The following is a 13,870-nucleotide window of genomic DNA, read 5'->3' as shown; positions in this document are numbered from 1 at the left end:
ACCACCCGATGAACAAGTTCGCATGCCGCCAGCGTGTCGCTATGCGGCAGGGGTGAAACTGGACTGAGACCGGTATTTACTTAGGCAAAGTGTGACCTCGAATGCGCCAAGCTCTTCAACCCTAGGGATAGCAAATCATCGGCGGCAAAGGTAGCCCCCAGGCCCTTCGGCAACGAAAGGCTGCGGCATTGCGGCTTTTATGCAACTTGTCGATGGAGGCCTGCGCAATCCGATACTTGGGCGGGCGTTGTTACCTTCATTTGTCGCGATTGACGCTCATTTCGCCGAAGATGCGGGCAACTTCCTTCTGCAGCTCCGTATCGGCACCGGTGATCGGGGCAAGCTCGGGATCGCGGCGCGGCAGGTTGCCCGGCTGCGGTACGGCTTGGCGGGGCGCCTGGCTTGCCGGCGCCGGCACGATACGCTCGGCGGTCAGATTGTTCGACATCTCTTCTTCCAGCACCCGCTGGAAATCATGGCGGATCGCCGCTGGCGACTGCGCGGCCGCATCATCCTCGGCCGTACCGGGTGCGGCGCGCGCGGCTGTCGGCATGTACTGGACGGGCGGGGTGGAGACCTCGGGTTCGATGCGCTGCTGCGGAAGCACGCGCTGGCGGGCGGCGTCGAGAATCTCGGCCGCGCTTGCGGTATCGGGGAACGGTGCAGGCTGCGCGGCTGGAGGCGCGACGGGACGCTCCGGCGGGCGTGGGGCGGCGGGCAGAGGCATGTCGCGTTCGGCCGAGAGCGGGGCCGTCACGGGGGTTGCCGGAAGAGGGCTCGTGGCCACCGGCGGTGCGACAGCCGGCGGGGCAGGCGGTTGAGCCAACGGTTCCGGGCGCGGGGATTCTGGACGCGGGCGTGGCTCCGGCGAAGCCGGCGCGGAGAAGGAAGGCTCGGAGGCCGGCTCGATTCGGGCTGCGACTGGGGCGACGACGGGGACTGCGACTGGGGGCGGAGAAACCGCCGGCGTTTCCGGCCGCGCTGGGGATATCGGGCGCTGCTCGACCGGTTGCAGGCGGCTGGCGCTTTCCGGCCGTTCGGCCGCTTCGGGCAGGATGCGGCTTTCGATGACGATATCGCTCGGGCCGCCGATCATGATCAAGTGTTCGACGTCATCGCGGCGCACCAGCACCAGCCGGCGACGGGCGTCGACGGCTGCGGCATCCAATACCTGCAGACGGGGCTGGCGGTTGCGGCCGCCGCGCACGAAGGGCGACGGCGCCCGGCGGCGGATGACCCAGAGCACGAGGATGAGCAGGAGAAGCGCCAGACCGACGCCACCGGCGGCAAGCAGGAAACGGCTGCCATAAGCTCCGACGACATCATCCAACATAGTCACTCACTCCATTTCACATTCGGCACATATTGACGACTTTTCCGTTCCTTAGGCAAGGGCCGCCGGTGCTGTCCAGTCCCCGCGCGAACGCGATTTCGTGTTCGGCTGCTTGGGCCGCCGGCGATCTTGCTCACGGGCAGCCCTTTGGGGCTTCAGGGGCAGATGGCGCTGTTGCCTGTGAATTCAAGCAGTCTTGCCGGCCGCCGGTGTTTTTGCCGGCGCGGCAAATTGCTAAGAAGGAAGGAGTGCCTGATTCCCGCTTCGTGTTCGTGCTAGGAAGCGGGAGGGGCTTATGTGAGGAATACATGACGAAACCGCGTCAGGCCGACGACTATAACGCACCGCTTGTGGATCGTGGGGGGCGTTCTGGCACGGTTTTGCGCATTCTTCTGCTGGCGCTCGTGCTGATCGCCGCCGCGGGCGGCTTCGTCTTCTTCAAAAAGTCGCTCGACAACGAGATCGTGCTCGGCGGCCTCGGCGTGCTCGCCATGGTCGGCATCTTCTTTCTGGTCTCCTCGGTCATCGGCTTCATCGAGGTGATGCCGCAGCGTCAGTCCGACAGCCTGGCGCGCGCCTTCCTCAACAGCCACCCGGACGGGACCTTGATCACCGACGAAAAAGGCCGGATCATCTATGCCAATGCCGCCTATGGCGCCCTGACGGGGGCGCGCAAGGCGACCGAGGTGCAGACGCTGGAGACGCTGCTGTCGCGTCACCGCGAATCGAACGAGGCGCTCTACAGGCTGGTCAACGGCCTGCGCGAGGGTAGGGAAGGCCGAGAGGAATTCCGCCTGCTGCGCGCCGTCGGGCCGGGCAGCAACAGCTCCGGCGCGCATTGGTACCGGCTGAAGGCGCGGCTGCTGCAGCCGGAGGAGGGCGGCGGCAAGCCGCTGCAGATCTGGCAGATCACCGACATCACCACCGAGCGCGACGACCAGGAGCGGTTCTTCAAGGAACTGCAGAACGCGATCGATTATCTCGACCATGCGCCGGCCGGCTTCTTTTCCGCCGGCAGGAAGGGCGAGATTTTCTATCTCAATGCGACGCTTGCCGAGTGGCTGGGTCTCGACCTCACCAAGTTCGTGCCGGGCTCGATGACGATCGGCGACGTCGTGGCCGGCGAGGGGCTGGCGCTGATCCAGTCGGTGCAGGCCGAACCGGGCCTGAAAAAAACCGTGACGCTCGATCTCGATCTGCGCAAGACCAACGGCCAGAGCTTGCCGGTGCAGATCATCCACAGCGTCACCTCGATGCGTGACGGCGCACCCGGCGAAAGCCGCACGATCGTGCTGGCGCGCGAAAAGAACAGCGAGAGCAGTCAGTCGGCTTCGGCGGCCGCCATGCGCTTCACCCGCTTCTTCAACAACACGCCGATGGCGATTGCTTCGGTCGACGGCGACGGGCGGATTCTGCGGACCAATGCACCGTTCCTGAAGCTGTTTTCCGGCGTCGTCTCGCGCGACGACCTGGAAAAGGCGCCGCATCTCGAAACCATCGTGCAGGAGAGCGACCGGCCGCAGCTGGCCGAGGCGCTCGCGGCGGCGAAAGACCGGCAGGGCGACATCGCGCCCCTCGACACCCGCACGCCGACCGACGAGGCGCGCTATTTCCGCTTCTATGTCAACGCGGTCATCGACCAGAGCGACGAGGCGCCCGAGGAGGCCGCGATCGTCTATGCCGTCGAGATAACCGAGCAAAAGGCCCTGGAAGCGCAGATGGCGCAGACGCAGAAGATGAATGCGGTGGGAACGCTGGCCGGCGGCATCGCGCATGACTTCAACAACGTGCTGACGGCGATCCTGCTGTCCTCCGATCATCTGCTGCTACAGGCTCGGCCGGCCGACGCCAGCTTCGCCGACCTGATGGAGATCAAGCGCAACGCCAACCGCGCCGCCGTGCTGGTGCGCCAGCTGCTGGCCTTCTCGCGCAAGCAGACGATGCGGCCCTCGGTGCTGAACCTCACCGACGTCGTCGGCGACCTGCGCATGCTGGTCGACCGGCTGCTCTCCGGCACCAACGTCAAGCTCGACGTGCAATATGGCCGCGACCTCTGGCCCGTCAAAACAGACCTCTCGCAATTCGAACAGGTGCTGATCAATCTCTGCGTCAATGCGCGCGACGCGATGCCGGAGGGCGGCACGCTGACGCTGCGCACCAAAAACCTGACCGCCGCCGAAGTCTCTGCCTTCAACTATTCCTACATGCCGGCCGAAGACATGGTGCTGGTCGAGGTTGCCGATAACGGCACGGGGATTGCGCCCGAGATCATGGACAAGATCTTCGAGCCCTTCTTCACCACCAAGGATGTCGGCAAGGGCACCGGGCTCGGCCTCGCCATGGTCTATGGCATCGTCAAGCAATCGGGCGGCTACATCCAGCCGGAATCCGAAGTCGGCAAAGGCACGACCTTCCGCGTCTTCCTACCGCGCCACATTCCGGAGCCGGCGGTGGCCGCAGAAGCGGGTTCGATCGACGGCGCCATCGCCGGGGCCGAGGTGCCGCCGCCGCCCGCATCGCCGCAGCAGCCGGAGGATCTGACCGGATCGGCCGTCATCCTTCTCGTCGAGGACGAGGAGGCCGTGCGCCGCGGCGGCAAGCGCATGCTGGAAACGCGCGGCTACACCGTGCACGAGGCCGGCTCGGGCGTCGAGGCGCTCAGCATCATGGAAGAACTCGACGGCAAGGTCGACATCGTCGTTTCCGACGTGGTGATGCCGGAGATGGATGGCCCGACGCTGCTGCGCGAGCTGCGCAAGAACTATCCCGACATGAAATTCATCTTCGTCTCCGGCTATGCCGAGGACGCCTTCGCCCGCAACCTGCCGCCTGAGTCGAAATTCGGGTTTTTGCCGAAGCCGTTTTCGCTGAAGCAGCTGGCTGTGGTGGTGAAAGAGACGCTGGAAGGGTGAAAGTGTGCGTCAGAGGGGGCCGGCACGGCACCGCCTATCTGTAAAGGTGATACCGGCCGGCTCATCAGCCCTCATTCGCCCAACGCAACCGCAATCTCAGCCGCCAGCCGCGCATTATTCTCCACCAACGCAATATTGGTCTTCAGGCTCTGGCCGTCCGTCAAATCGAAGATGGTCGAGAGCAGGTAGGGCGTGACCGCCTTGCCGGTGATTTCGTCGCGCTCGGCGCTGTCCAGCGCCCGCTCGATATAGATTTCCATCTCCTCGCTCGGAATCTCATCAGCCTCGGGCACCGGGTTGGCGACGAGCATGCCGCCTTCGATGCCGAGCTGTTCGCGCACGGTCTGGAAATTGGCGATGGCGGCCGGGCTGTTCAGCGACAGCGGGCTTGCGATGCCCGACGAGCGCGACCAGAAGGCAGGGAATTCCTCGCTCTCATAGGTGACGACGGGAACGCCGCGGGTTTCCAGCACCTCCAGCGTCTTCGGAATATCGAGGATCGCCTTGGCGCCGGCGCAGACGACGATGACGCCGGTGCGGGCGAGCTCCTCGAGATCGGCCGATATATCGAAGCTTTCCTCGGCGCCGCGATGCACGCCGCCGATGCCGCCTGTGGCAAAGACGCGGATGCCGGCGCGGGCGGCTGCAATCATCGTTGCCGCGACCGTGGTGGCGCCGGTGCGGCGTTCGGCGATCGCGAAGGCGAGGTCGGCGCGCGACACCTTCATCACGTCGGTCGCCTTGGCGAGCTGCTCCAGTTCCGCGGATTCAAGGCCGACATGCAAGGTGCCGTGGATGACGGCGATCGTTGCCGGCACCGCCCCCTGTTCGCGAATGATCGCCTCGACGCTGCGGGCCATCTCGATATTGCCGGGATAGGGCATGCCATGGGTGATGATCGTCGATTCCAGCGCCACGATCGGGGCACCGCGCTGCTTGGCGCTCGCGACCTCCTTGGAATAGGCGATCGGCAGAAGAGGGGAGATGGGCTTGGTCATGGTCTTGTCCTGTGATCGTCAGAGCATGATGCCGAAAAGCGTGAGCGGTTTTCGGCATCATGCTCAACTCTAACTCGTCGCTTCAATGCAGAATTCTGACCGCGGGAACAAGGGCAAGCGCCTCGTTCAAGAGATCCGGCGTCAGATTTTCGTTGACGGCGTGCCGCGACTGCACCGTCAGCGCCGCGGCTGCCGTGCCGTGGCGGACGGCTTCCGCGAGCGGCAGGCCCGATATCACGGCGGCAAGCGTGCCGGCGGCAAGAGAATCGCCGGCGCCCGTGACATCGGCGACCGTGTCGGCGATGGGAGGCTGCAGCGTCACGGCGCGGCCCTCGCTCAACGCGATGAGTTCGCGGCGGCCGCGGGTGACGACAGCGTTCCGGATGCCGATCTCGTTCAGGAGCGGCGGCCAGCCGTCGGCATTCTCCGGCTGCTGCCCGGTCAGAGCTCTGGCTTCTGCCTCGTTCAGGAAGAGATAGTCGATGTCGCCGATGCAGGGCCTTAGCCTGACGACCTTGGCCGGCGAGATGGCGATCGCCGCGACGGGCTTGGCCAGGGAACGCGCCTTTGCGACAATTGCTGCGATTGTCTCTTCCGGCAGATTGGCATCGAAAAGAATCAGATCACGGGCGGCGAAGGCCTCCCGCACCCAGCGGATCGACAGACGCCGCGGCACGAAGAAGCGGTAGAGATCCATGTCGGCAAGGGCGATCACCAGATTGCCGTCCTTTTCGATGATCGCCGTATAGCTCGGCGTCTTGCGATCGAGGAAGACGAAAGGCCGGTCGTCGATGCCGGCGGCATCGGCGGCTTCGCCGACCATCTCACCGATCGGATCGCCGCCGCGCGGCGAAATCATCGTCACCTGGAAACCGAGCCTTGCAAGGTTGCGCGCCGCATTGAAACCGCCGCCGCCCGGCTCCTCGAACCAGGTGCCGGGATTGCTGGCGCCCGGCGCCGTATCGCCCGAGATGCGGCCGCGCCGGTCGATATGGGCGCCGCCGAGAACAAGAATCTTTTTGTTCATTTCAACCGGCCTCCGATGCCCGACGCGCGAATCGAGGCGGTGCCTCCTTTCGCGGCAAGGCCGGCGCGCATGGGCTAAGCCGTTGCTTTGCATCGATAAAACAAATATAGAACACGGGCTGTTTTACCTTTTTCTTTCAATCGTTTGATCGCCTATTGCGGGAATAGAACAAATAGGGTACAAACTCGACATTGCTTGGGCGGCTTCAATAACCTAAAGGTGGATCGGATGTCTCAGAATTCATTGCGGCTGGTAGAGGACAAATCGGTGGACAAAAGCAAAGCGCTTGAAGCGGCACTCTCACAGATAGAGCGGTCGTTCGGCAAGGGCTCGATCATGAAACTCGGCTCCAACGAGAATGTTGTCGAGATCGAGACGGTTTCGACGGGCTCGCTTGGCCTCGATATTGCGCTGGGTATCGGCGGTCTGCCGAAGGGTCGTATCATCGAAATTTACGGGCCGGAAAGCTCCGGCAAGACGACGCTCGCGCTGCAGACCATCGCGGAAGCGCAGAAGAAGGGCGGCATCTGCGCCTTCGTCGACGCCGAACACGCGCTTGATCCGGTCTATGCCCGCAAGCTTGGCGTCGATCTGCAGAACCTTCTGATCTCGCAACCCGATACCGGCGAACAGGCGCTCGAAATCACCGACACGCTGGTGCGCTCCGGCGCCGTCGACGTTCTGGTCGTCGACTCGGTCGCAGCACTGACGCCGCGTGCCGAAATCGAAGGCGAGATGGGCGACAGCCTTCCCGGTCTGCAGGCGCGCCTGATGAGCCAGGCGCTGCGCAAGCTGACCGCCTCGATCTCCAAGTCGAACTGCATGGTGATCTTCATCAACCAGATCCGCATGAAGATCGGCGTCATGTTCGGTTCGCCTGAGACAACGACGGGTGGTAATGCGCTGAAATTCTACGCTTCCGTGCGTCTCGATATCCGCCGCATCGGCGCGGTCAAGGAGCGCGAAGAGGTGATCGGCAACCAGACCCGCGTCAAGGTCGTCAAGAACAAGATGGCGCCTCCCTTCAAGCAGGTCGAGTTCGACATCATGTATGGCGAGGGCGTATCGAAGACCGGCGAACTCGTCGATCTCGGCGTCAAGGCCGGCATCGTCGAAAAGTCCGGCGCCTGGTTCTCCTATAACAGCCAGCGTCTCGGCCAGGGCCGCGAAAACGCCAAGACCTTCCTGCGCGACAATCCGGATCTCGCCCGCGAGATCGAACTGTCGCTGCGCCAGAATGCCGGCCTGATCGCCGACCGCTTCCTGCAGAACGGCGGACCGGATGCCAACGACGGCGATGACGCGGCGGACATGTAATTTTCGCGCGTGAACGCATTGGACAATTTCGGCCGGCCGCATTCCTGATGAGAATGCGGCCGGTTTTGTTTGTCGGCTGGACAGTGGCTGAGGCGAACGTTAAAAGCCGATGGATTTGTATTATCTGCTTCCGGCAGCATTGAAGGGCATAGAATGAGCGGCGTGAACGATATCCGGTCGACCTTCCTCGACTATTTCAAGAAGAACGGCCATGAAATCGTTCCGTCGAGCCCGCTGGTGCCGCGCAACGACCCGACGCTGATGTTCACCAATGCCGGCATGGTGCAGTTCAAGAACGTCTTTACCGGTCTTGAGAAACGTCCCTATTCCACGGCGACGACCTCGCAGAAATGCGTGCGCGCCGGCGGCAAGCATAACGACCTCGACAATGTCGGCTATACCGCACGTCACCTGACCTTCTTCGAGATGCTCGGCAACTTCTCCTTTGGCGACTATTTCAAGGAGAATGCGATCGAACTTGCCTGGAAGCTTGTCACCGAAGGTTTCGATCTGCCGAAACATCGCCTGCTGGTGACGGTCTATTCCGAAGACGAGGAAGCCGCGGCGCTGTGGAAGAAGATCGCCGGTTTCTCCGACGACAAGATCATCCGCATCCCGACCTCCGACAATTTCTGGCAGATGGGCGATACCGGGCCCTGCGGCCCCTGTTCTGAAATCTTCATCGACCAGGGCGAGAATGTCTGGGGCGGCCCTCCCGGCTCGCCTGAGGAAGATGGCGACCGGTTCCTGGAATTCTGGAACCTCGTTTTCATGCAGTTCGAGCAGACCGCACCTGGCGTGCGCAACCCGCTGCCGCGCCCGTCGATCGACACCGGCATGGGCCTGGAGCGCATGGCCTGCATTCTCCAGGGCGTCCAGAGCGTTTTCGATACCGACCTGTTCCGCACGCTGACCGGCGCGATCGAGGACGCCGTCGGCGTCAAGGCCGCCGGCAGTGCCAGCCATCGCGTCATCGCCGATCACCTGCGCTCCTCCGCCTTCCTGATCGCCGACGGCGTGCTGCCGTCGAATGAAGGCCGTGGCTACGTGCTGCGCCGTATCATGCGCCGCGCCATGCGCCATGCCCAGCTTCTCGGCGCCAAGGAGCCGCTGATCTACAAGTTGCTGCCGACACTGGTGCAGCAGATGGGCCGGGCCTATCCGGAGCTTGTGCGCGCCGAAGCGCTGATCTCCGAGACGCTGAAGCTCGAGGAAAACCGCTTCCGCAAGACGCTTGAACGTGGCCTGTCGCTTCTATCCGACGCGACCGCCGACCTTTCCAAGGGCGACATGCTTGATGGCGAGACGGCCTTCAAGCTCTACGACACCTACGGCTTCCCGCTCGATCTGACGCAGGATGCGTTGCGCGCTCGTGAAATCGGCGTCGATATATCAGGCTTTACCGATGCGATGCAGCGCCAGAAGGCTGAAGCCCGTTCGCATTGGGCCGGCTCCGGCGAGAAGGCAACGGAAACCGTCTGGTTCGAACTCAAGGACAAGCACGGCGCCACCGAATTCCTCGGTTACGACACGGAAGCAGCCGAAGGCGTTGTTCAGGCGATCGTCAAGGACGGTGCGGTTGCGACCGAGACCAAGGCCGGCGAGAAAGTACAGATCGTCGTCAATCAGACGCCGTTCTATGGCGAATCCGGCGGCCAGATGGGCGATACCGGCGTGATCTCCTCCGACCATGGCAAGATCGAGATATCAGATACGCAGAAGAAGGGCGAAGGCCTCTTCGTGCATTCCGGAACCGTGGTCGAAGGCGTGTTCAAGGCCGGGGACGCTGTTGTGTTGACGGTCGATCATGCCCGCCGTTCGCGCCTGCGCGCCAACCATTCGGCAACCCATCTGCTGCATGAGGCAATGCGCGAGGTACTCGGCACCCATGTTGCCCAGAAGGGTTCGCTGGTCGCGCCCGAGCGCCTGCGCTTCGACGTGTCGCATCCGAAGCCGATGTCGGCCGAAGAACTCAAGGTGGTCGAAGAGATGGCCAACGAGATCGTGCTGCAGAACGCGCCTGTCACGACCCGCCTGATGAGCGTCGACGACGCCATCGCCGAAGGCGCCATGGCGCTATTCGGCGAGAAGTACGGCGATGAGGTGCGTGTCGTCTCCATGGGCACAGGCCTTCATGGCGCAAAGAGCAACAAGCCTTACTCGGTCGAGCTTTGCGGCGGCACGCATGTATCGGCCACCGGTCAGATCGGCCTCGTGCGCATCCTCGGCGAAAGCGCCGTCGGCGCCGGCGTTCGCCGTATCGAAGCGGTCACCGGTGAATCGGCGCGCGAATATCTTGCCGAGCAGGACGAGCGCGTAAAGACGCTCGCCGCCTCGCTGAAAGTGCAGCCATCCGAAGTTCTGTCGCGCGTCGAGGCGCTGATGGACGAGCGCCGCAAGCTCGAAAAGGAACTGGCCGACGCCAAGCGCAAGCTCGCCATGGGTGGCGGGCAGGGCGGTTCTGCCGATGCCGTGCGCGAAGTTGCCGGCGTCAAGTTCCTCGGCAAGGCCGTGACCGGCGTCGATCCGAAGGACCTCAAGGGACTTGCCGACGACGGCAAGTCCAGCATCGGCTCCGGCATCGTGACGCTGATCGGCGTTTCCGAGGATGGTAAGGCAAGTGCTGTCGTTGCGGTGACGCCGGATCTCGTCGATCGTTTCAGCGCTGTCGATCTGGTGCGTGTCGCGTCTGCCGCGCTCGGTGGCAAGGGTGGCGGCGGCCGTGCCGACATGGCCCAAGCCGGCGGTCCAGATGGATCGAAGGCGGACGAAGCGATCGAGGCAGTTGCCGTGGCGCTCGGAGGCTGAACTCCGGAAATCGATTGATTGTAAAGGGCGGGACATATTCCCGCCCTTTGTTTGTCGTCCAATATTGTTCGCTGCTCACTTATCCTCGCCACACATCGATCCATTCCCGATGTCAGTGCGGATCCTCACTTGATAGCCCTTGACGCGCATTCAGGCGGCATCTCCTGCCGTGCGCTACGATTCAGGGGAGCCGGCCGATGACGTATGTTCCAGTCGCGGCTTCACATGTGTTTCCGACCAGGCGGCAAGCTCCTGTAACAATGGTTGCAGAGTTCGGCCGAACGGCGTGATCGAATATTCCACCTTGGGCGGCACTTGCGGATAGATTGTCCGGGTGATCACGCCGTCCGCTTCCAACTCTCGCAACTGCGTGGTCAGCATGCGCGGCGTCAGTCCTGGAAGCAGCCTGCCGAGTTCATTGAAACGTTTGGTGCCGTCGAGGATGTGGAACAGCAATATCGCTTTCCACTTGCCGCCGATGATGTCGAGGGCGGCCTCTACCGGACAATTCCCATAAAACGTATGGCGCTGCTTGCGCATCCCTCATGTCTCCTTACTATCAAATAAGACAGTATAGGCTTTATTTGTGCGTACTGGCGTAATTTTTCGATCTGCGTCATAGGCTGGCTCCCACTTTGAAAAGGAGCCTGAACGTGAACCATCATACCGTTATCGACTTGGAGAAGGCCGCGCTTGCACGCTGGTGTAACGGTGACCCATCAGGTTTTCTGGAATTATCGGCGCCTGACGTTGCATATTTCGACCCTTTTCTATCCGAAAGATTGGATGGGCTGGACAAACTCACAGCCTATTACGAGGGGATCCGCGGCAAGATCTTTGCTCCCCGCTACGAAATGATAGCGCCGCGCGTTACCGAAATCGGAAACGCTGCCGTGCTGACCTTTCGTTTCGTCTCCTATAGCGGCAGCGAAGGCGCAGAGATGCGCTGGAACTGCACCGAGGTTTATCGCCGGGAAGACGCGAGATGGCGGATTGTACAGACCCATTGGTCGTTTACCGGTAGAGAGCAATAGGAAGAAGGCCGGTGAGGCGATCGAGGCGGTTGCCGCGGCACCCGCCTCTTGTGTTGGTAAATCTCGGCGTTTCCCGCCAGCCTCCCTCATTCCTGTGCTCGTCACAGGAATCCAGTGCGCCCAAGTCCTTGGGCGCGAAGGACTCTTTCTCTTTAGGTACTGGTTCATTCACGGCGCGGACGCGCCGTGGCTGGATTCCTGTGACGAGCACAGGAATGAGGGAGGTTGGAGTGATGGCTCGAGCACCGCCCCATCCTTCGGGGCGCCTAAGGACGATACTCTCTCGGGTGTTCGCGCTCGGAAGCAATTTCCGCAGGATTTGTCAAATCCGGTTATGGTTCCCTGCGGTCGATCGATATTGCACGAGGTTCCGACATGAACGGTGAAACGGCATGGGCGCTTTACGAAAACCGTCTAAGGCGGGTTTCGGCCTATATTCAGGACCACCTCGACGAGGAGCTGGATATGGAGCGTCTTGCCGAAATCGTCTGTATGTCGAGCTATCACTGGCACAGGATCTACCGGGCGATTTACGGCGAGACGCTGGCGGCAACCGTCAAGCGGCTCAGGCTGCATCACGCGGCGGGCGAGATGGTCCGCACAGAGCTTGCCGTCAGCGAAATTGCGAAGCGATCGGGCTATCCCAATCTCCAGTCCTTCAATCGCATCTTCAAGTCGGTCTACGGCATGCCGCCGGCCCGCTATCGGAAAGAGGGAAGCCACACAGCCTTCCAATCCTCACCTAACGGAAAGACCAAAGCCATGTTCGACGTTACCATACGAGAGATCGCACCGACGGAGTTGATCGGTGTTGTCCATACCGGATCCTACATGGAGATCGGCAAGGCCTTCGAGACATTGTTCGGCACGCTCTACGCCCGAGGCCTCGCCAAGCCCGACATGCGAATGATCGGCGTCTATCTCGATGATCCCGACATCGTGCCGGCGGAACGGCTGCGGTCGATCGCCTGCGTGACGAGCGTGTCCGAGGGGCCGGCCGAAGCGCCGTTCGAGCGGCGCGCGATCGACGGCGGCGATTATGCGGTGCTGCGCCACAAGGGGCCTTACGCCGATATGTTTAAGGCCTATCAGTGGCTTTATGCGGAATGGCTGCCCAAATCAGGACGGCAATTGAAGGACAGCGTCATGTTCGAGGAATATCTGAACAACCCACGCGACGTGCCGCCGACCGAACTGATGACGGATATTTACATGCCGCTTGTCTGACGTCTGACGTCCCGGCGCGGCGGTCTGGCCACCGCGCCGGTGACAATCAGGCCGCCTGCATCGTCTTGCCGGCCTCGTCGTCCAGCGCATTGGCTCTGATGTAGGCCTCGCGCTCGCTGATGCGGCCGAAATAATCGATGAATGCCTGGCGCTTCTCGATGCTGCCGAAGCCGAGGCCCCAGCCGATGTGAGCGCCGACATAGACGTCGGCGGCGGTGAAGCGCTCGCCGGCGACATAGGTCGAGCCGGAGACGGCCATCTCGAGCGTGTTCATGACGTCGCCGAAACCACCGCAGCCGGCCATGCGCAGGCGCTCCGTCGGAATTTCGAAGCCGAGAGCCCTCATCGTCACCGCCGATTCCAGCGGACCGGCGGCAAAGAACATCCAGCGGTAATAGGCGGCGCGCTCCTCCGGTTTGGGGGCAAGCCCCTTTGCCGGGAAGGTCTCGGCGAGATAGGCGCAGATTGCCGCGCATTCGGTGACGACGGTGTTGCCATGGCGGATCGCCGGCACCTTGCCCATCGGATTGACCGAGAGATATTCGGGCTTCTTCATGCCTTCACCGAAAGTCAGGAGTTCGGTGCGATAGGGCTGGCCGATTTCCTCCAGCATCCAGCGCGCGATGCGGCCGCGCGACATCGGGTTCGTATAGAATACCAATTCTTCGGTCATGACGTCCTCCTCGTGTTCTCGTGTCGCTATCGTCCGGAATCAATAGCGCGGCGAGGTCTTTGTGCAAGCCCGGAGCTAAAGCGCTTTGCGGTACTGGATGAAACCCGAGCGTTCGGCGATCTTGTCATAGAGGCGCCGCGCGGTCGCATTGCTTTCGTGAGTCATCCAGTAGAGCCTGCCGGCACCGTTTGCGCGGGAAAGGTCGGCGACGGCTTCGATCAGCGCGGCTCCGGTGCCGAGGCCACGTTGGCTGTTTTCGACATAGAGATCCTGCAAATAGCAGGTCCATTGCGGCAGCCAGCAGGAACGATGGAAGATGGCATGGACGATACCGACGAGGCGGCCGTCATCATCAAAGGCGCCGAGCGCGTGCATCGGTTCGTCGGGATCGTGGAAGCGGGTCCAGGTGAGATCCGTGGTTTCGGGCGGGATGGCGACTTCATAGAAGCGCTGATAGGCCTGCCATAAGGGCTCCCAAGCGGCGCGGTCGGCGGGTTCAAGCGGTCGGATGGCCGTCATCGGTTCTCCCCAAATGAAAACG

At 62.4% G+C, this 13,870-nt stretch carries 11 protein-coding genes; 5 read left to right on the top strand and 6 right to left on the bottom strand.

From position 1 onward, the window contains the following. Window positions 1-256 precede the first annotated feature (256 nt). Window positions 257-1,333, bottom strand: coding sequence for a flagellar biosynthetic protein FliO (locus CO666_RS14715; RefSeq protein WP_179869687.1), 1,077 nt, complete (start codon window positions 1,331-1,333; stop codon window positions 257-259). A 308-nt stretch (window positions 1,334-1,641) separates the two neighbouring features. Here CO666_RS14715 and cckA point away from each other — a divergent pair, with 308 nt between their 5' ends. Further along, complete coding sequence (cckA, locus tag CO666_RS14710; RefSeq protein ID WP_097612841.1) at window positions 1,642-4,245, top strand: cell cycle histidine kinase CckA; 2,604 nt, start codon at window positions 1,642-1,644, stop codon at window positions 4,243-4,245. Window positions 4,246-4,316: 71 nt separating this feature from the next. Here the strand turns inward: cckA and CO666_RS14705 are convergent, their stop codons facing one another. Beyond that, window positions 4,317-5,243, bottom strand: coding sequence for a pseudouridine-5'-phosphate glycosidase (locus CO666_RS14705; RefSeq protein WP_097612840.1), 927 nt, complete (start codon window positions 5,241-5,243; stop codon window positions 4,317-4,319). Window positions 5,244-5,325: 82 nt separating this feature from the next. Then, window positions 5,326-6,270: a carbohydrate kinase family protein gene (locus CO666_RS14700; protein WP_097612839.1), complete on the bottom strand. Its 945-nt coding sequence runs from the start codon at window positions 6,268-6,270 to the stop codon at window positions 5,326-5,328. A gap of 228 nt (window positions 6,271-6,498) precedes the next feature. Between CO666_RS14700 and recA the strand changes: the two genes are divergently transcribed. Together recA and alaS are read left to right on the top strand one after the other, a co-directional pair. Continuing rightward, the gene (recA, locus tag CO666_RS14695) at window positions 6,499-7,587 is read left to right on the top strand and encodes a recombinase RecA (RefSeq protein WP_097612838.1); all 1,089 of its coding nucleotides are present in this window, start codon (window positions 6,499-6,501) and stop codon (window positions 7,585-7,587) included. Window positions 7,588-7,740: 153 nt separating this feature from the next. Next, window positions 7,741-10,395, top strand: coding sequence for an alanine--tRNA ligase (gene alaS / locus CO666_RS14690; protein WP_097612837.1), 2,655 nt, complete (start codon window positions 7,741-7,743; stop codon window positions 10,393-10,395). A 174-nt stretch (window positions 10,396-10,569) separates the two neighbouring features. Here alaS and CO666_RS14685 read toward each other — a convergent pair whose 3' ends face one another. Further along, window positions 10,570-10,935, bottom strand: a complete 366-nt coding sequence (locus CO666_RS14685; protein ID WP_097612836.1) for a winged helix-turn-helix transcriptional regulator — start codon at window positions 10,933-10,935, stop codon at window positions 10,570-10,572. A gap of 113 nt (window positions 10,936-11,048) precedes the next feature. Between CO666_RS14685 and CO666_RS14680 the strand changes: the two genes are divergently transcribed. Continuing rightward, window positions 11,049-11,429, top strand: coding sequence for a YybH family protein (locus CO666_RS14680; RefSeq protein WP_210202061.1), 381 nt, complete (start codon window positions 11,049-11,051; stop codon window positions 11,427-11,429). Window positions 11,430-11,804: 375 nt separating this feature from the next. Then, window positions 11,805-12,656: an AraC family transcriptional regulator gene (locus CO666_RS14675; RefSeq protein WP_097612834.1), complete on the top strand. Its 852-nt coding sequence runs from the start codon at window positions 11,805-11,807 to the stop codon at window positions 12,654-12,656. Window positions 12,657-12,702: 46 nt separating this feature from the next. Here CO666_RS14675 and CO666_RS14670 read toward each other — a convergent pair whose 3' ends face one another. Together CO666_RS14670 and CO666_RS14665 are read right to left on the bottom strand one after the other, a co-directional pair. After that, window positions 12,703-13,329, bottom strand: a complete 627-nt coding sequence (locus tag CO666_RS14670; RefSeq protein ID WP_097612833.1) for a glutathione S-transferase family protein — start codon at window positions 13,327-13,329, stop codon at window positions 12,703-12,705. A 75-nt stretch (window positions 13,330-13,404) separates the two neighbouring features. Beyond that, the gene (locus tag CO666_RS14665; protein WP_097612832.1) at window positions 13,405-13,848 is read right to left on the bottom strand and encodes a GNAT family N-acetyltransferase; all 444 of its coding nucleotides are present in this window, start codon (window positions 13,846-13,848) and stop codon (window positions 13,405-13,407) included. Between the last annotated feature and the right edge of the window lie 22 nt (window positions 13,849-13,870).

The organism is Rhizobium chutanense (assembly GCF_002531935.1).
Classification (GTDB): domain Bacteria; phylum Pseudomonadota; class Alphaproteobacteria; order Rhizobiales; family Rhizobiaceae; genus Rhizobium; species Rhizobium chutanense.
The sequence above is the reverse complement of the archived record's forward strand: the minus strand, read 5'-3'. Positions and strand labels throughout refer to the sequence as shown.

Coding starts and splice junctions, on each gene's coding strand:
- CO666_RS14715 (WP_179869687.1), bottom strand. CDS start 1,333: ATGTTGGATGATGTCGTCGGAGCTTATGGCAGCCGTTTCCTGCTTGCC.
- cckA (WP_097612841.1), top strand. CDS start 1,642: ATGACGAAACCGCGTCAGGCCGACGACTATAACGCACCGCTTGTGGAT.
- CO666_RS14705 (WP_097612840.1), bottom strand. CDS start 5,243: ATGACCAAGCCCATCTCCCCTCTTCTGCCGATCGCCTATTCCAAGGAG.
- CO666_RS14700 (WP_097612839.1), bottom strand. CDS start 6,270: ATGAACAAAAAGATTCTTGTTCTCGGCGGCGCCCATATCGACCGGCGC.
- recA (WP_097612838.1), top strand. CDS start 6,499: ATGTCTCAGAATTCATTGCGGCTGGTAGAGGACAAATCGGTGGACAAA.
- alaS (WP_097612837.1), top strand. CDS start 7,741: ATGAGCGGCGTGAACGATATCCGGTCGACCTTCCTCGACTATTTCAAG.
- CO666_RS14685 (WP_097612836.1), bottom strand. CDS start 10,935: ATGCGCAAGCAGCGCCATACGTTTTATGGGAATTGTCCGGTAGAGGCC.
- CO666_RS14675 (WP_097612834.1), top strand. CDS start 11,805: ATGAACGGTGAAACGGCATGGGCGCTTTACGAAAACCGTCTAAGGCGG.
- CO666_RS14670 (WP_097612833.1), bottom strand. CDS start 13,329: ATGACCGAAGAATTGGTATTCTATACGAACCCGATGTCGCGCGGCCGC.
- CO666_RS14665 (WP_097612832.1), bottom strand. CDS start 13,848: ATGACGGCCATCCGACCGCTTGAACCCGCCGACCGCGCCGCTTGGGAG.